We start from the raw sequence: 17,328 nt of genomic DNA, 5'->3' as shown, positions 1-17,328 counted from the left end.
AGGACATAAGTTTTAATTTGGTAGAAAATAGTTCTATTTGATAGTTTGTTATTGATTAAAAATACTCATTCTAATAGAATTAAAGTGGTCATTTTTGGTAAAAATGGCACATTGACTGTTGTGGGGTGACTTGGGGTTGGTGAATAAAGAGGGAGTATTACTTAGGGTTTTAAATCGATTGAAAATTGAACAAGCAATGGAGGTTATCCAGGAAAAATTCCCTGGATGGACACCTGAAAAAAAACCTAAAAAAAAGGCGGATATACAGGAAAAATTTCTTGCTTTGGCAGAAGTTATTAGAGAAGACGAAATAGAAGATTTCGTTCAAATGGCTGTCATGAAGAAAAACGTTGGTTTACCTGCGTATACCTACAAAGTATTAAATACTGACTTTTTAGATGGATTAACTTCTCAAGAAATTGAACAAAATTACTTTAAGAGCGATTTTCGCTTTAATGGCATATATACATTCTCAACTGAAGCAGAGTATACGACTGGAAAATTAGAATTGAAAGTGCGTCTGAAAGAGTTTGATAGTTCTTGGAGGACAGGAGCAAACGATGTAAATAGCTTATCAGCTGTATACTTATCGAACGTAACATTAGATATACAACAAAAAGTACTCACTATTAACTCTGGAAACCATCAGGTACAAGAGGAGATAGTATTTTTCTTAAAATCGGTCTTTAAATGGCCACTACAAACATATCGTGTTAGAGAAATAACAAATCAAATATACCCACTGGGCAGTGTAAGTTATAAAACTGCAGTTCTACTAGATTTAATTCATCATCGATTGATGCAAAAAGGTATTAATTCGACATTTAAAGAAATTAAGTTTGACATTGGGAGTAAAAGAAAAGATGGAATTCGCGATGTAGCAATTGGAGGAAGGGCCCTTCTTTCTTCACAGCTTGCTTGTGAATACATAACTATGGGAAGTAACATTGTTTACTTTAAAGTAGAAATGCAGTTAGATGGATATAATTTTTCAACAAAAGTCTATCTGAAAGGTCAAGACACGGATATACTAAAGATAGTGATCGTTGATACGGATAATGAAGCAATTAAAAGGAAGGCAATGAAAATTATTCAAAATGAATATATAGATATGTGTGCTACTGGGATTAGTAACATGCAGGAAACAACTAAGTTATTGGAATCAATTAAAGATCGATTTGTTAACAAAGATCAGCTAATTACTCGGGCGATTAAAGACAGTGCATTGAAATCAATTGAAGTGATAGCAAGTGTCTTATATCAATTGGATGATCAGGATGAACGAGTTGTAGAAGCATTGAGTGAGTTTATTGACTCCAATAGAACAATCTTGGATTCCGTAGGATACGATGATCCGGATGCTAATCTGGATAAAATTATTGATTTTGCTGGTGTAAGAAAAGAAGCAGTTGTGGATGAAGAGGATTATCAAGAAACTGAGGGTGAAGAATAATCCAGTAAGGAGGTGAGTTCGTTGCTTGCATGGATGGAAGATTGTATTTTATTTGAATATGATGCAACTGACTTTGAAAATGTTGTTGGCGAACTCACCCCATCAAGATTTGAGGACCTGAGTTGTACTAAACTTTCTACGAATGTATTTAAAATTGAATATAGCTGGATTGATCCAATTAGAATGAGAGATAAAATAATTTCTCGAGATCAAAAAAGTGTTACAATGTGGATCTTTTGTAGCGAAAAAATAGTTTCATGTTTTGGAAATTCTGAAAGTGCTATTTCTTACGCTATAAACAGCTTAAGTGAAAAGTCTTCAATTGTTTTCAAAAGGATCAACACATATGAATATTGGTCTCGAGTATTTAATCACTCTAATGGATGGTTCGCTGATTTAATTAGTGTACATGTCAAGAAGTCACCTAGTGCATTTGATGAACGTGAAATACTTAACATTAGCATCAAAGATATCTCAGAGGATAAGCTTAGGGAATTTTTTGTACAAGATTTAGTTACTAATCTAACATTTACTTATCAAAAAACTATTTTCCATCTGGACTTGGCTTCTGTAATTTCTTTCTCTGACACGGTGAAAGAGCAGGAGATTTTTCAGGTGGTAAACAAGATCGCGGGAGAATTTCGAAATTACCATGATTAGATGGGGTATCTTTTCAGTATTTTTGATATTACCAATTGTATTGCTGACTCAAATTGATTACTCTAAGCAATTTCTTGACAAAGATTATGATTTACTTAAAGACCAAGTCGAACTGGTAAGTTGGCTCTTTGCGGGTTTGATTGCAATCGTTGCGTTGGTTAGTTTATTTGTGGGATTTATGTACGACAATAAATTACTATCTGCATCGAGATTTCGTAAACAAATTTATCTTCCATATACGCTTAGTTTAACTGATATTAGGCAAGGTCTCTTAGAATATGAACGTAATGTATCTGGAGATATTTTAATTAAATGCGTATACGCAGCGCTCCTCGCCGTCACATCTCTAACTATACTAGTTTGGGGTACTGCAGTGGGATTCTATACAAAATATCAATTTTCAACAAGTTTGATATTTACAATTGAAGCTGTTCTTAACTTTGGAATATATGCTTTTTATACAGTTCTTTGTTGTTTTCTAGTTGGATTAAGTATTATTTTTAACCACATCAAAAATAATAAAGACCCCTTAGGAGACGGATTCTTACCTAAGGCAAAAGATTTATGTAATATTGACCATTTAATTTCTAAAGGTTGCGATATTGACGAGTTAGCATTGAAAGTGGGCCCCTCTGTAGAATTTTATAAGAATCCTCCTATAGAGGAACCCACATTCGAAATGAATTTCCACTTACCGATTAAATTTCATAACTTTAGATTTGTAATTAGTATTTATGACAAAAAGAAAAGACCCTTACTAACTTGTTACGGAGTATTAACTGAATTCGGGCATCTTGGTGAAAAGTTTGTAAAAAGTTTAACTACTAATTTATCAGAAGGTATTTACAATGATTTGAGCGAGGAAGTAACAGGGGAAATAAAAATATTTAATTCTGAATACAAAGTTGTTTCAAGGTTAGGCATGAGTATGATTGTTAATAACAATGATAGTTTTATCTTATCTCCTAACAGAATTATTTATAGCAGGGATAAAATTGAGTTGAACGGCAATTTGTTAGCAAATTTGCAAGAAGAGAAAATCAAATACCATGTAGAACAAAGAAGGTGATCGATGTAGGTCATCTTTCTTTTTGTTCTCCTTAATAAAAATCCCGCCTGACATAATGCCTAGGTGAGTTTCGCATTGTTATGACATAAATTTATTCTTAATCTGTTGACGTATTTTCCTTTTTACGCCGTGGTGTATCCATCCATGTTTGAATCAGGCCCCGAAGACAGAGTCTTTACTCGGTCCGGGAATTGACCACGTTCAAGACAACTATTTTTTATAATTGCATGCTCTCATATTGTTCGTATATAACACGAACATAAGTTCTTGTTTTGGGGGAGTATGTATGTTGTCTGATATCGAGCGGAAGGTATTGCGAGTGATTGGCAACTATTCGGCAGGACGGCGTAGAACACCAACGTAGACGAACTACGTATCAAGACTGGGGAAGAGGCAAGGGCAGGATTATTGTCGTTTTGACGGCGATCGACAGTCTTAATTATCCTGCTGTTTGGAAACGGAGTTTAACCGACGATCTTGCAGGTGTAATGAGTGAATTGCCCTGGCTCATGTTTACGATGTTGGATCGAGTAACAGAAAAAGCGACGACGTAAAAGCGATAGCCCTCCTTCCGGAAAAACGGGGGAGGGCCTTTTATCTATTAATAATGTTAATAACCTAGTATGAAGCATAATCAGGTTAGGTAAATTTCCTAATTTTTACACCTTGGATGTTGACTTGCATAGTATAGTGTCGATGTGAAGTCATTATGATTAGGAGGTTTGATATTCCGATGTATAATAATTGCTGGAGACCTCCACCAAGCGGTTGTCAACCTATTTTCCCCCCAAGATGCACTTGTCCCCCTGGTCCCCCAGGACCCCCAGGACCCACCGGTCCACAAGGTGTTACTGGCCCCCCTGGTCCAGGGTGTATTGATCCTCCACCAGTAGCAACTCAAATTGTTTACGTAAATAAGGGCGGTAATGATGTAACGGGTGATGGTACGGAATGCAACCCCTTTTTAACTGTGACAAGGGCGATGGCGTTCATTGTAGATGCTTCGCCTACAAAACGATATGCCATTTCTATAGGACCAGGAACCTTCACAGAATCACTTATTCACTTAAAGGCAAACGTCCAATTAATTGGAGCAAGTACATTATTAACCAGACTCGCTATCCCATTCGATATTAATGATCCATCCTGGAATGGAAACCTAAATGTAGATAATCGTTCTGGCTTTGTGGATTTATCGTTATTGACAGCGCCACTCGATTTTAACTTTACAACCAATGCAATTACCCCTTCTACAGGTCGATTGTTCTTTGTAAGTATCAATTTTACTCCAACACCAGTATTTACAGGAAATAGTACTTTTCTTAGTCAGATTAATATCCGCGACTCCCAGTTATTTGGTGGCTATACGCAGAATGGTGCAAATGTCACAATGTTCGCTTCATATGTTGGAGGTGTTCCTCTGCCGTTACCTCAACCCGTCATCACTATAAATTCTATCGTTCCATACGATACTCAAGTACATTTAATTGGTGGAGGGACAGATGGCGATGTAGTAGTGAATGTAGCAAATGGAACCGTTCCAATCGATCCATTCGATCTCTTAAGTTTCGCTATAAAAGGCAGTTTAATTGTGAACGGTGTAGCAGGTGTTTCTACTAGAATTAGGGCTACAGTCGACTCGATTCCGATTAGAAGCAGAGTGACTTTAATAGGAAATTCAGCGATAGAAAAATTGGATGATGCTGCTGGTTTAGGTTACACCCCTGCCAATCCCGCTGATTGGTCATTGGGACCTGTTCCAACAACAGTTCAAGAAGCATTGGATAGGATTGCTGCCAAGATAGCCCCAGTGTAGATTTGACTGATGAACATAAAATAAATACCCTTTAAAATTGAATCCTCCGGCAGAGAAATTTGCAGGAGGATTTTTTTGTTTGCGCGTTCTTATTTTATTCGCAAATAATACAAACAAACGTTCGCGCTGTAAAAAGCTCCGTTACCAACGGTTGATACAGACGTCTTGGCTGAAATGAATGCCATTATTTACGACTCTGTTCGAAAAGACTTAGCGATCGCCGTCAGTTGGCTTGATGAGTGTAATCGGCGAGAATGGGGAGTTGTTAAAGGCATCGACCGAATTGAGAACAAGATCAAGCTTGTCCGGGTTGATGGTGTGTGGTGGGTGCCCATTGAAAAAATGCTACAGGTTGAGCGGGTGTAATTGACAATGATACAACCTGACCAATGGCGAGAGATACTACACGAAACGATCTTGTATGGCATGCTTTTTAAGGAGATCGCGCTAGACGCAGAAAGCCTTAATCAGGATCAGCTCAAAATGTCATACCGCCCCATGCTCGATACCGTATCAATGGGGGCTGAGCAAAAACACCACGAATATCGGAGCCAGTTTGGGAAGATGGGTGGGAAAATTCATGTCCAGAAGACGACAGATGGTTTTCACTACTCTGTAATTGTGACTGTCCGTGACCGACGAGAAGAATGCATTTATAATGTTATTCATTTAAAGGCTGAATGCCAGATGCGGCTTAACAATTATCTGTACGACGCCAAGCAGCAAGCGACTGGGCGTGTATAGTAAGTACCGAGGGATTACAGTATGCCAAGAACCCGCCTATTCGTAAAGAATGATGGGTTTTTATTATTTTGTATATTTGTGTATAATTGTTTCGTTTGTTAGAAAATAGGGAATTAAATATGCTGAAAGAACTATTTTTTGAAAGGGGACTGTACTTTTGGCACGAAGAAGAAAAAAGGGAGATGACCCGATAAGCCAGTTGGTCGGACTGCTTTCTTTATTTGCATTTGGTGGGGCATATTACTATACCAATTCATTTATCATCGGTGGAATTGCTTTTGCTGCTGTAATGGGTGCCGCTCTTTGGACTGCTATTGCTCAGAGTGCAAAGAGAGAAGAGAGATTAAGGAAATCAGGAATCCGCGAAATTGATACTATGGATGGTCTTCAATTCGAACAATACCTCGGACTGCTTTTTCGTTCTCAAGGGTATAAAGTAGAAGTAACAAGAGCAGCTGGCGACTACGGGGCAGATCTTATCATTCAAAAAGATGGAAAGAGAATTGCAGTGCAAGCAAAGCGCTACAGTAAAAATGTGGGGATTGAAGCGGTACAACAGGCGCAGGCTTCGATTGCTCATTACAAAGCACATGAAGCGTGGGTAGTAAGTAATCGTGATTACACAGATGCGGCAAGAAATCTAGCTACTTCAAACAAAGTAAGGTTAATAAATCGGGAGAAGCTTATTGAAATGATTCTCCTGATGAACCCTACAGCAAAACCAGACCCTAAAAAGGTGATCGCACAATTCCAATTGGAAACACAAATCTGCGACAAATGCGGTAACCAGATGGTCTTGCGAAAAGGGGCAAAAGGTGAATTCTATGGCTGTAAAGGGTATCCGAAATGCAGAAACATTAAAGTAGCTAAGTAAAATCTAATACGTCGGGATATTAGGGGGACTTATTTTGAAACTTATAAAGATATTAGGATGGATTTTTGTACCTTACATAATGGTATTTGTTGATTGGAAACGGCTAGGGAAAATTGGTAAGCGTGTAGGAGCAGCATGGGCCATATTAGCATTAATCATTGGGATAGCTGGTAGAGATACCAATAATAAACCAAATCCAAGTAAAACAACTGAATCGGCCAATGTAACATCTGCTGAAGTAAATTCACCGAAAACAGAAGCCGTTAGTTCCTCTCAAACTGTAACCACAGATCAGCAGGGAGTTTCGGCTACCGATGTAAATACTACTCAGAATGTACAACGGATTCAAGCAAAGGTCCTGGAAGTGGTGGATGGAGATACTATCAAAGTAAAAATAAACGACAAAGAAGAGACTGTACGTTTTCTTCTAGTCGATACTCCTGAAACGAAGCACCCTAAATACGGGGTACAACCATTCGGTAAAGAAGCGAGCGACTTCACGAAGCAACTCCTTACTGAAAAGACTGTGGAGCTTGAACAGGATGTAAATAATGGTCCTGACAAATATGGACGACTTCTCTACTACATTTATGTAGATGGTAAATCGGTTCAAGAGCAATTGCTGGAAAAGGGGTTGGCACGCGTCGCGTATGTTTACGTACCTAACGTGAAATATGTTGAACAGTACCGTAAAATTCAAGAACAAGCCCAAAAAGCCGGAGTTGGAATTTGGTCTATTGAAAACTACGCAAAGGAAGATGGTTTCCATTCAGACGTAATTAAAAAGGAAGTATCTGTTGAAGCAAAAACACCAAAACCAAAACCAACTCCACAGCCATCCCCGGTTCCTACGCCACAACCCGTACAAGAAGTTTACTATGGAAGTTGTAAGGAAGCCAAAGCTGCTGGCGTAGCACCATTATATTCTGGCGATCCTGGATACCGATCGAAGTTGGACAGAGATGGTGATGGGGTAGCGTGTGAGTAGAAATAAAGCCCTTCTCAGTTGAGAGGGGCTTTTGTATATTTAAAGACAAAATGAGGGGGCATTCCTTTGTGGTAGCCAGCGCCCGCCTTGATTGTAGTACCGAAATATTAAGTGGATGACTATCGCAGATTGAGACTGCTTCAAAAGTGGTGTTTTTGAAAAACTAAGAAGTTAGGCAGGAGAAATATGTCTCATTAAATGCAAACAAGTCACATGGAAGAAAAAAAGAGGGGAATTTTTTTCTCCCTCTCTCTGCACACCGTTTACCAATCAGGTTCAACTCGATAAGGCTCCGACGTCGGATCATATGCTTCCGATACTACAGGTGAGGAAAAGAACACCACAAGAGCAAAAACCAAAAGTAGCTTCTGCATTAAACTCTCCTCCTTCTATTGTTACAAAATATTATCACATATGTTTTCAATTAACTCCATGTGTTCAAATGACAGATTTTTATTGTTAGCACGATGATGGCGTAGGAAAAGCCGTATGCCTTCGATGACTTCTGTAGCTATGCCTATGTGCTTGTAATACTTGATACTCTCGATCAGGCTATGAAAACCCTGATCATATCTCTCCATTGAGATTAAGCACAACGCTTTACGTCTGTAGTATTGGGCCAGTGTCTTAATTCGGTACGGATGCTGCGGCATTTTCTCTGGCAGAAACTGATCCTCCGTTTCGATTAATAGCATTAGATCGTCTGTCTTTCCAGCCTCCAAATACGATTCCATGAGGTCGACCACGATGGATATGCGTCCTTCTCTGTTAGTCTCGTTTAAGCAGACGTTGAACAAACTGATTGCGTCCTCATGCTTCCCTTTTTTAGCAAGGAGAGTAGCGCGAAAATGGTTCTTTCGAAAATCAGCGTATTCGCTGTTTTCATACTCTTTTAGGTAGATGTCAGCGACATGGAAGTCCCCAAAGTAAATACACGAGTTGAATAGGGAGATATATGCAGATGCTTTAGGTCTGTTATCTGACCGATCCTCCCGTAAACCGAGTCTACATAAATCGATACTTTCGTCGTGCAAGTCGAGTATGTTGGCGTGAACGCCCATTTTATAATAGTAATCGATTCGATCTTCTACATAGAGATGCTCGACATAGAGTAGCAGTTCCTTCCCACGTCGATACGTTTCCTCGAAACGAGAGAAGTCGTCACGCTCGATCAAATACCTTTCATACAAGGCGTTTGCTAGATATGAGGGTATTCCCCTGCTTCTTGCGAAACTAATAATCGTATCATACAAGATGCGTTTTATTCGTTTGTTCTCTGTATCTCTGGCTGTACTGGCGATATGATCTAACGCTCTAAACGTATCGATCTTTGGTGACTCTAAATAACGTGTAGCAACTTTAGTGACAAGAGCTTCCCATCCTTCGTTGATAACCTCTGCAAGGACAAGCTCTAATGCCTTAGGATGATGTGTAGTGTCTACAAATGCGTTTATGATGATGCTGGGTGCTATACCGATGGCTTCCGCTATCTTTCTCCAAGTAGCATAGCTGGGTCGCTTAGTCTCTCCTGTTTCAATTAACGATATGGTACTTTTACTGACTCCTGACAATTCCGAAAGGTCTGCTAGTGTTAGATTGCGTCGACTACGATGACTGCTAATGAGTTCACCTAATGAAAGCGACACCTCATTAAGCCCCCTTTTCCCAAATTCTGTATTTTACTCCACTTTACCACAAAATAATTTGGATTGGTAAATGTTTTTCCAGAAAATGAAAGTTGTCGGTGTAAATTTCGTGTTTTTCAATCTGTACCATAGAAAAGGGGCTGTCTCAAAAGTCAATTTTTCGACCAAGAGACGCCCCTTTAGAATTTCAAAAGCTTTGATAAATTAATGTTTCTGATTTTGGGAATTTAGAGGTCTTGCCCTTTTTGGACAGCCCCTTTTACACTTACCACGTCCAAAACTCTGTTCCTTGTGCAATTATTAATCTTTCCAACCAAGTTTCAAAATTCATCTTCATAGATGATCCATTTTCTGGAATAATGTCATCATCATGATTAAAGCGAACTAAATAATCCACTTTTCCTTCTTTTGCACGATTTGAATCAATAAAGATATAGTCACCATTGCTCACAGAGATTGGATACCAATGTTTAGGCATATAATCTAGGTGACTATTCTTAATTTCGTCCAGACTCAGTAACTCATATCCTCCTCCATATCTTACGCCTTCGAACAACCACGCCCCATTATGGATTAGGAGAAAATTTTTATAGTCAGTTGGTAAATGCCATTGAGTGTCTCTTAAAAACTCTTCTATCATTTCTAACGTGGCAGGGGAGTTAAATGTAAATTTGGTTGGATAAACTAAACCCTCCCATTTTTGCACTAATAATTGATTGTTTTCATCTAATCGTTTCTTTAACCCATCCAAAGCCAGTTGAGATAAAATGTTCTTCAAAGAGAATCACCCACTAAAATTAATAGTCATCACCAGATGGAACATATTTGCCGTAACTAGCCCACCAAGGAGTAACCTCGTTTTGATGGAAGTTTTTGGGTAAAGGTATTAAATTATCATAGCTGTTATCCCCACCATATGCAAGCGGAATGATATGATGTATATCCACACTGCTCCAACTGAAATTTGGAACACCATACTTATTCTCATACCAATTAATATATTTTTCTCTCATATTAGATTCTCTAGGTTCTCTTTGATTATTAGGAACCCAAGCGAGATCGGCTTCATCAGGCTCAGTCATTTTTTTTCTACTAAACTCGTCTCTATACTTTGGATATTCGATACCCTTTTTGTTAAGCAAAAATTCTTTTCCTACCTTATGGTCTGCATCGGTTTTCCCATCGGGCCATGTTGCTAATGACGTGCTTACAGTCCGCCAAAAATTTGTATCTACAATGCTGACTGGATCGCTTACTTTCATTGCTGTTTCTTTTATTTCGGGAGCTGTAAAGGTGTAGTGAAAAACATCTTCATCACGGTATGATCGCTTCCGATTAGTTGAAGACTCCAATGTTACTTTCCCGGTAATCATTGCCACCCTAGCAACATTGATATCCTCAATTTCCACATACGAAACGATTTCTTTGTTTCGTTCATCTATTATCAGACCCGCTACAAGTTTGACACCTGAACCTCCTGTTTTTGAACGAAGGGAGACTTCCTCACCTGTATTTTCTTCCAGATGTAACTCCTGAACTTCATGCCCTGATATTTCGAAATTCTTGTCTAGTTTTTCTCCGGTTTCATCTTCAAGTTCTTCTATTGCTGCTAGATGAATTGAAGAAAGTTCCTCTGTGTTTAAAAGTTCACCTGTACCAGAATCAATAGTAAGTTCAATTTCCGTTGAAGGAAGTTTTTTTAGTTCACCTCTTTCTATTCTTTCTTGAATGCTGTCCTTAGAATCTTCCGCATACGAACCAGATGGACTTACTAAGAGCATAGCGAAAGCGAGTAAAGATAGTAAATATTTTTTCACTTACGAAACCCTCCTAATATGTAATTTTTATACATTTACATAATATACCATATATACATAAATCGTCAAATTAATACAAATATTTTATATAATTGCATTGTTGTATAGAAAAAATTAACCCAGCAAACAACCTTGCTAATACAAACGAAGGAAGACGGCAAATTTCGTAACTATATCAACGATTGAGTAAGGATTTGGAGATCAACTATTATAACTAGACTTTAGGGATAGTTATTTATTACTAATTTAGAATAAAATTACATCTATGTATTTACTAAGCTTATAATGTGATATAAATTATGAATTATATGACAAGTACAAAGGAGATGTAATAATGAAAAAAATCCTTCTGTCTGTAACTATGTTTCTCGCAGTAACTGTGGCACCCCTTGGGGTTAGTGCCGAAATAAATGAAAGTAGTAGTAATCAAACTGCAATAAAAGGAAATCAAATTATTAACATAACTCCTGAATCGGGTATGCGTTACAAAGCTAAAGAGACTAATTCTAATGAGATTACTCCATTAAGTTCAGTCGAAGGGGATTTTGGTTATTCTGCACTTTGGTGGATGGAGAGTAATAAAGGTCTTAAATGGGAAGTGGACCCAGTACATGTAGACCCTTACGAGCGTGATTTAGTAATTGAGATTTTTTCCCAAGAAACTGGTAAACGCGTAAAGACAATTCCTATTACAGGATATGGAATTTTAAGATCAGAAGGAATTGCATACTATTCTGGTCTTAGTAAAGGTGAGTATTATGCAGAATTATCTGGTACTCTTGAATTTGTACACGGGACATCTACTATCGGAGATGAAAATGGTCTATTGCCAGGAACAGCCTTCGTTGTGAGATAAAGAAAAAAAGAATCAGGGCGAAGAAGGAGAAGCTCTGATTCTTTTATTTCTTTATATAATGATTTAATATAGAAATTACCAAAAAAGTTGAAGATAGCCGAATTTGATAAATTAATTAAATCAAAAGGAGGTTTTTATGACCACATTATGGAGAATTAAAATGGATGTTCCTGAGACTCTTAATTTTGCAATCTTTGTTGGATATGCCTTCAAAATACTACCTGATATAGTTTTTGATGACAAAGTTAACAAATGGCCTGTAAAGAAATATTCTATAGAGGAATCCCTTTCTCACGATGAGTTAAGAGAGGCTTGGATCGATTGGTGGGGGGGGCTATTAAAGGGGCGACAAGAAAGTAAGCAGAAACTTAGTAGACCACATACAGATGGAATAACGTCACAGAAGTTTAAGGATTTATGTGAAGAGGTATGGCCAGATTTTCATGAGTGGTGGAGTATGCCCGCTGGAGGGCATATGGCAATGACAACATATACAACAATGGGGAACGGCGAAGTAAGAGCTTTAATAAAAGAGTTCGAAGAACGGTTAGGGAGATCTGTTCAGCGTTTTTCGCTGGAAGTTGACCTTGTTTATGCAGGCATCGGTGAAGTCATGGAAGTTTCGTCTGATTATGTTGTTATGCCTATAACCCCACCACCATACTACAATACAGAGTGGTGGCGAAAAAAAATAAGTGAAATCGGCTGAATTCTGATAATACAAGGCGGGAAGAATTATATTTTGACACCTCTCTTCAAAGAAATAGTCAATCCGTCTATTTAAGGAGACACATTTTGCATTTAGTACCTTTCCATAATAATTTAGGAAACACGAAGCAATGTTGGATAAAGGCGGAGTAAAAAGGAAAGCCCTAGAACACAATCTCTAGGACTCTCGTTATGACCATATTTTGACCATATTTATATCAGAACACATCTTAAAAAGCCTGAACCTAAGTTGTAAATCTTCCTATTAATATGCGGAAACCTTAGCTTATCGGTGCCAACAATGAAAGAACGTAAGAAATACGGTTTGAAAGCAGCTCGTCGCGCACCTCAATTCTCCAAGCGCTAATTGCTGTTGGATACAAACCCCTTGTCTGTTCGCAGGCAGGGGGTTTTTCCTTTTCACAAACGGGTATATTTGTCCATGTTTGTCCATAAGATGGAACGAGAATGGGACAAAGGGGACGATACACTGTGACACGAAAAGGAGTAGGCTGGATATTGGCTTTTGCTGTACTTATGCTGTTGTTCACCTACGAATCGCCGGATCGCTCTTCCTGGCAGGCATGGTCGCTGCCGCTGACAGGAACGGTTATAGCCATTGACCCAGGACATGGTGGGAAGGACGGTGGTGCAGTTTCTAAAGCGGGGGATGTGGTTGAAAAGGAAGTAACGTTGGCCATCAGCATGTATTTGCGGGATTTTCTCCAGCAGTCAGGAGCGTTTGTGGTCATGACAAGGGAAGAGGACAAGGATTTGGCGAGTCCAGATGCCGACCAGCTACGTAAACGAAAAGCAGAGGACATTCGAAACCGGGTGAAGCTGGTCAATGACAGTTCACCGGATTTCTTGGTCAGCATCCATGTCAATTCCATCCCTTCTCCGAAATGGTCAGGAGCGCAGACTTTCTATTCCCCCACCTTTAAAAAGAGCGAAGAAGTTTCCTATCTGATACAAGATGAAATCAAACGGGTGATCGGTCATACAGATCGGGTTCCCAGCAAGACGAACAATGTGTTCTTGATTCGGGAGGTTAACTGCCCAGCCGTTATGGTAGAAGTAGGCTTTGTCAGCAATACGGAGGAGGCAAAGCGACTTCAGAGCGTTGAATACCAAAAGGCTATGGCGAATGCCATTTATCAGGGGATCTTGCGTCAGTATTCGGGAGAAAAAGCGCCAATTACACCTTAAGAGGGCGGTGGTCGTGTCCCGACCGCCCGAATATGCTATAATGAACGCGCATACGCTGTCGGTATACCAGCATGAAAATGTTTGAAAAGATCATAGATGAGGTGAACCAAAATGTTGACCAGAGAACAGGTTCTCGAAGCACTACGCGATGTAAAAGACCCTGAAATTAATCGTAGCTTGGTCGAGCTCAACATGATTCGGGATATCCATATTGAAGGCAAGACAGTAAGCCTCACCGTTGTTCTGACGATTTCGGGCTGTCCACTGAAAGCCAAGATCGAGGACGATGTCATCGCAGCTGTGAAAGCGCTAGGAGCCGAGGAAGTACGCCTGCAATTCGGATCGATGACAGACGAGGAACGTGCGGCTCTGTCTGCCCAGCTTCGCAAGAACCAAGGTGGGCAAACACATAACATGACACCGGGACAAGCTCCCCTCTTGAATCCGATCTTGGCGAAGGATTCGAATACGACCTTCATTGCGGTCACTTCCGGAAAAGGTGGCGTCGGAAAGTCGACGGTGACAGTGAACCTGGCTGTTGCACTCGCACGTTTAGGAAAAAAAGTGGGCATTATCGACGCAGACATTTACGGCTTTAGTGTGCCCGATATGATGAATATTGAACAACGTCCAACCGTGATTGGCGAAACCATTCTGCCTGTTGAAAAGCAAAATGTAAAGGTTATGTCCATGGGCTTTTTTGTGGAGGATAACTCTCCGATCATTTGGCGTGGCCCTATGTTGGGTAAAATGTTGCGTAACTTTTTCACGGAAGTACACTGGGGCGAAGAATTGGACTACCTCTTGCTGGACTTGCCTCCAGGAACGGGAGATATGGCCCTCGACGTGCACACCATGATTCCGCAAAGCATGGAGATTGTGGTAACGACTCCTCATGCTACAGCAGCGTTTGTTGCAGCCCGGGCTGGCGCTATGGCAAAACGGACCGGTCATGAAATCCTTGGTATTGTGGAGAACATGGCATGGTACGAAGCAAAGGATGGCTCGAAAGAATACGTATTCGGGCGTGGTGGAGGAGCAAAGCTTGCCGAGACTTTGGCATGTGAGCTGCTCGCTCAAATTCCGCTGGGTCAACCGGATAATCATCCATCTGAACCTGATTATTCCCCATCCATCTATGGAGAAAAGACGGAAATTGGTCAACTTTACATCGATATGGCAAAACGTGTTGTAGAAAAATGCGGAGAAGCTGTAAAACGATAAAAATGTACGTAAAAAAGGTGGGCTCTATAAAAAGAGCTCACCTTTACGTTTAGGAAGAACTGCCTCCGCCGCCGCCTCCGCCGGAATCGCCTCCGCCACCACCATCGCCACCTTCTTTTCCTTTCCCTTTTTTCTTTGGCTTGAGCTCCTTTGGTTTTGTCATGTCCTCAGATACTTTGGTCATGATCTTCATGAGTTCAGCTTGGAACAAAGGGCTTTGCAAGGAATCCTTCATCACCTGCATAGTTTGTTGACGATAGGCAGAGCTTTTCATGAGGTCCATCAAATTTTTTTCAAACTCAGGGTCTTTCATAACGCTAATGAGCTCTTTTTGGTAATCAGGGTCCTTCATCAGGTCCTTCATGAGCGTTTTTTGCTCGTTTTTCATGGATTTCGCCATGGCGCTAGCGAACTTGGGGTCTTTAAACGCCTCTTTAATGTGCGTACTATTTGGATTGGTCATGCTTTGAATCAAGGTGGTTCGCACAGTGGACTCGTCCAACATCAGGCTTTGCTTGAACTTTTCATCCTTCATCATCTTGCTAACAGATTGCTTCGCTTCGTCCGTCTGCAATATGTCCAGCACCATGTCTTTGACGCTTTTATAATCAGGCTGAGACGAACTTTGCGCTTGTCCGCCACCCCCGCAACTGGTGAGCACCAGACAGACAAGAGCGGTTAACCAAAAAGACATTGTCTTTTTTCTCATGGGGTGGACACCTCCTTCTTTACTCTGCCTACAAGTAACGTGTGCATTTTGTTTTGTTCTTACGCTAGTATTTTCTTGTATCCATTGGTACAATCATATTCGATGTGGATGGGAGGGAATACTTGGTGAGTTTGCGTAAGTATGGCTGGCTTTTTATTACCACGCTCTTGCTTGGGGGATTGGGTGGGATCCTGGTTGCCCTAATTTTTGATTTGGACAAGCTGCTCGTGGGAAGCACCGGTAACTTTTTTGTCGGCTTGTTCATGTATCTACTGTATGGAATGACCATTAGCATTGTGGCTCAGATGGGTTTCTTTGCGTATATGACGATTAACTATTTCGCCAAAACGATATTTAAAACCGCTTCCATGTGGAAAAGTGTCCAAGTATTTCTTATTTTGTTTGTCTTTTTCGATATGATATATCTTCGCTATACGTCCTTCGGTGAAGGAAAAGGATTTGGCACGTATTTTATTGAGCCAACGCTATTATTGATTGTCGCTATTGTTACCGCATACGGAAAAGTGAGTCTGACCAATAAATCTGCATGGATACCGACGACATTCTTTATGTTTGTCGTTACAGCACTGGAATGGATTCCAGCATTGAAGGAAGATAATGTGCGTGCCACTTTGTCCATGCTCGTTCCACTATTGTTTTGCAACGTCTGGCAAGTCATGCAATTGCACCGTCTGGTAAAAAGAGAAAGCTGACCCAATGAAGGTCAGCTTTTTTTATTTTAGTGAATTTCACTGCTGTCTACACTTGTACCCGAGATGAGTTCAGATACCGTAACGAATTCATAGCCATCCTTGCGAAGTTTATCAATGATCACAGGAAGGGCAAGATGTGTATCTTTCGCAGAATCGCTCGCATGCATCAGGATGATGTCTCCTGGATGAGCTTTCGATAATACATTGTTGATGATCACATCTGTTCCGGGATTGGTCCAATCTTTTGAGTCCGTATCCCATTGGATGACAGAATAACCCATGCGATTCGCGATTTCCAGCACTCGTTTGTCAAAATCACCATTTGGCATTCGAATGAGCGTAGGTTTTTTTCCAGTCATTTCGGTTAGAATGGAGTCAGCCTTGGCCATTTGGGAGCGAATTTCTTCATCGGAGTATTTGGTGTAGTTATCGTGCTTGTGACCGTGCGAACCAATCTCTAAGCCATCTTCTTTGATGCGTTTCAAGATGTCTGGATGTCGTTGACTCCAAGGGGAGGAGAGAAAAAAGGTCGCTTTGTTTACCTTTTTTTCTTTCAACACATTCAGTATGGGTAATGCTCGTGTCTCTCCCCAGCTAATGTCAAAGGTAAGGGCGATTTTCTTTTCTTTGGTGTCGACCTTATAAATAGCTTGGGGGGCTTGCGTGCTGGCTCCTTCAGCAAAGGCAGCAATTGAATCGCGTTCCGCATAACCAATTCCAGCTGTGAGTACGATGGCCGCGACGATAATTAAGATTTGCTTTAATCGTTTCGCGCTGATCACGTAAATGAATTTCATGGATAAGCACCTCCTTTGTCCGATAACAGTTTATGCAAGGAAGAC

At 40.2% G+C, this 17,328-nt stretch carries 19 protein-coding genes and 1 pseudogene; 15 read left to right on the top strand and 5 right to left on the bottom strand.

Annotated elements, in window-relative coordinates:
- Window positions 1-139 precede the first annotated feature (139 nt).
- From EL268_RS29125 to EL268_RS29085, 9 genes are all read left to right on the top strand, one after another.
- Window positions 140-1,453, top strand: a complete 1,314-nt coding sequence (locus tag EL268_RS29125) for a hypothetical protein (protein WP_126435478.1) — start codon at window positions 140-142, stop codon at window positions 1,451-1,453.
- Window positions 1,454-1,474: 21 nt separating this feature from the next.
- On the top strand, window positions 1,475-2,113 hold the full coding sequence (locus tag EL268_RS29120; protein ID WP_106656072.1) for a hypothetical protein: 639 nt from the start codon (window positions 1,475-1,477) through the stop codon (window positions 2,111-2,113).
- Window positions 2,106-3,182: a hypothetical protein gene (locus tag EL268_RS29115; RefSeq protein WP_106656073.1), complete on the top strand. Its 1,077-nt coding sequence runs from the start codon at window positions 2,106-2,108 to the stop codon at window positions 3,180-3,182. The genes EL268_RS29120 and EL268_RS29115 overlap by 8 nt, the downstream gene beginning before the upstream one ends.
- 323 nt (window positions 3,183-3,505) lie before the next feature.
- The gene (locus tag EL268_RS29110) at window positions 3,506-3,736 is read left to right on the top strand and encodes a hypothetical protein (RefSeq protein WP_106656074.1); all 231 of its coding nucleotides are present in this window, start codon (window positions 3,506-3,508) and stop codon (window positions 3,734-3,736) included.
- A gap of 428 nt (window positions 3,737-4,164) precedes the next feature.
- Window positions 4,165-4,998 carry a hypothetical protein gene (locus tag EL268_RS29105; protein WP_164724538.1) on the top strand — a complete coding sequence of 278 codons (834 nt, stop codon included), beginning with the start codon at window positions 4,165-4,167 and terminating at the stop codon, window positions 4,996-4,998.
- Window positions 4,999-5,163: 165 nt separating this feature from the next.
- On the top strand, window positions 5,164-5,364 hold the full coding sequence (locus EL268_RS29100) for a hypothetical protein (protein ID WP_373863434.1): 201 nt from the start codon (window positions 5,164-5,166) through the stop codon (window positions 5,362-5,364).
- Between the two features lie 6 nt (window positions 5,365-5,370).
- Window positions 5,371-5,742, top strand: coding sequence for a YhjD family protein (locus EL268_RS29095; protein WP_106656076.1), 372 nt, complete (start codon window positions 5,371-5,373; stop codon window positions 5,740-5,742).
- Between the two features lie 157 nt (window positions 5,743-5,899).
- Window positions 5,900-6,616: a restriction endonuclease gene (locus EL268_RS29090; RefSeq protein WP_106656077.1), complete on the top strand. Its 717-nt coding sequence runs from the start codon at window positions 5,900-5,902 to the stop codon at window positions 6,614-6,616.
- Window positions 6,617-6,650: 34 nt separating this feature from the next.
- Entirely contained in the window at window positions 6,651-7,604 is a 954-nt protein-coding gene (locus tag EL268_RS29085; protein ID WP_232030149.1) for a thermonuclease family protein, read from the top strand.
- Between the two features lie 395 nt (window positions 7,605-7,999).
- On the opposite strand, the gene EL268_RS29080 is transcribed toward EL268_RS29085, so the two are convergent.
- From EL268_RS29080 to EL268_RS29070, 3 genes are all read right to left on the bottom strand, one after another.
- The gene (locus EL268_RS29080) at window positions 8,000-9,250 is read right to left on the bottom strand and encodes a helix-turn-helix domain-containing protein (protein ID WP_106656078.1); all 1,251 of its coding nucleotides are present in this window, start codon (window positions 9,248-9,250) and stop codon (window positions 8,000-8,002) included.
- Window positions 9,251-9,515: 265 nt separating this feature from the next.
- Window positions 9,516-10,028, bottom strand: coding sequence for an SMI1/KNR4 family protein (locus EL268_RS29075; RefSeq protein WP_106656079.1), 513 nt, complete (start codon window positions 10,026-10,028; stop codon window positions 9,516-9,518).
- A gap of 19 nt (window positions 10,029-10,047) precedes the next feature.
- The gene (locus EL268_RS29070) at window positions 10,048-11,067 is read right to left on the bottom strand and encodes an HNH endonuclease (protein ID WP_106656080.1); all 1,020 of its coding nucleotides are present in this window, start codon (window positions 11,065-11,067) and stop codon (window positions 10,048-10,050) included.
- Between the two features lie 334 nt (window positions 11,068-11,401).
- Between EL268_RS29070 and EL268_RS29065 the strand changes: the two genes are divergently transcribed.
- The 5 genes and pseudogenes from EL268_RS29065 (at window position 11,402) to EL268_RS29045 (ending at window position 15,064) form a co-directional block, all read left to right on the top strand.
- On the top strand, window positions 11,402-11,923 hold the full coding sequence (locus tag EL268_RS29065; protein ID WP_106656081.1) for a hypothetical protein: 522 nt from the start codon (window positions 11,402-11,404) through the stop codon (window positions 11,921-11,923).
- A gap of 136 nt (window positions 11,924-12,059) precedes the next feature.
- On the top strand, window positions 12,060-12,632 hold the full coding sequence (locus EL268_RS29060) for a hypothetical protein (protein WP_106656082.1): 573 nt from the start codon (window positions 12,060-12,062) through the stop codon (window positions 12,630-12,632).
- 294 nt (window positions 12,633-12,926) lie between these two features.
- Window positions 12,927-12,998 (top strand): annotated as a pseudogene (rpsI, locus tag EL268_RS29055) (30S ribosomal protein S9); the annotation flags it as partial.
- Window positions 12,999-13,123: 125 nt separating this feature from the next.
- Window positions 13,124-13,840 (top strand): N-acetylmuramoyl-L-alanine amidase CwlD, encoded by a 717-nt coding sequence (gene cwlD / locus EL268_RS29050; RefSeq protein WP_269149378.1) that lies wholly within the window; start codon window positions 13,124-13,126, stop codon window positions 13,838-13,840.
- A gap of 111 nt (window positions 13,841-13,951) precedes the next feature.
- Complete coding sequence (locus EL268_RS29045) at window positions 13,952-15,064, top strand: P-loop NTPase (protein ID WP_088910295.1); 1,113 nt, start codon at window positions 13,952-13,954, stop codon at window positions 15,062-15,064.
- Between the two features lie 49 nt (window positions 15,065-15,113).
- Here the strand turns inward: EL268_RS29045 and gerD are convergent, their stop codons facing one another.
- Window positions 15,114-15,773: a spore germination lipoprotein GerD gene (gene gerD / locus EL268_RS29040; protein WP_106656084.1), complete on the bottom strand. Its 660-nt coding sequence runs from the start codon at window positions 15,771-15,773 to the stop codon at window positions 15,114-15,116.
- A gap of 125 nt (window positions 15,774-15,898) precedes the next feature.
- Between gerD and EL268_RS29035 the strand changes: the two genes are divergently transcribed.
- On the top strand, window positions 15,899-16,486 hold the full coding sequence (locus EL268_RS29035; protein WP_106656085.1) for a KinB-signaling pathway activation protein: 588 nt from the start codon (window positions 15,899-15,901) through the stop codon (window positions 16,484-16,486).
- A gap of 26 nt (window positions 16,487-16,512) precedes the next feature.
- Here the strand turns inward: EL268_RS29035 and pdaB are convergent, their stop codons facing one another.
- Entirely contained in the window at window positions 16,513-17,283 is a 771-nt protein-coding gene (gene pdaB, locus EL268_RS29030; RefSeq protein WP_106656086.1) for a polysaccharide deacetylase family sporulation protein PdaB, read from the bottom strand.
- Between the last annotated feature and the right edge of the window lie 45 nt (window positions 17,284-17,328).

This window comes from Brevibacillus brevis, assembly GCF_900637055.1.
GTDB lineage: Bacteria > Bacillota > Bacilli > Brevibacillales > Brevibacillaceae > Brevibacillus > Brevibacillus brevis.
This window is presented reverse-complemented; position numbering and strand designations above follow the sequence as displayed.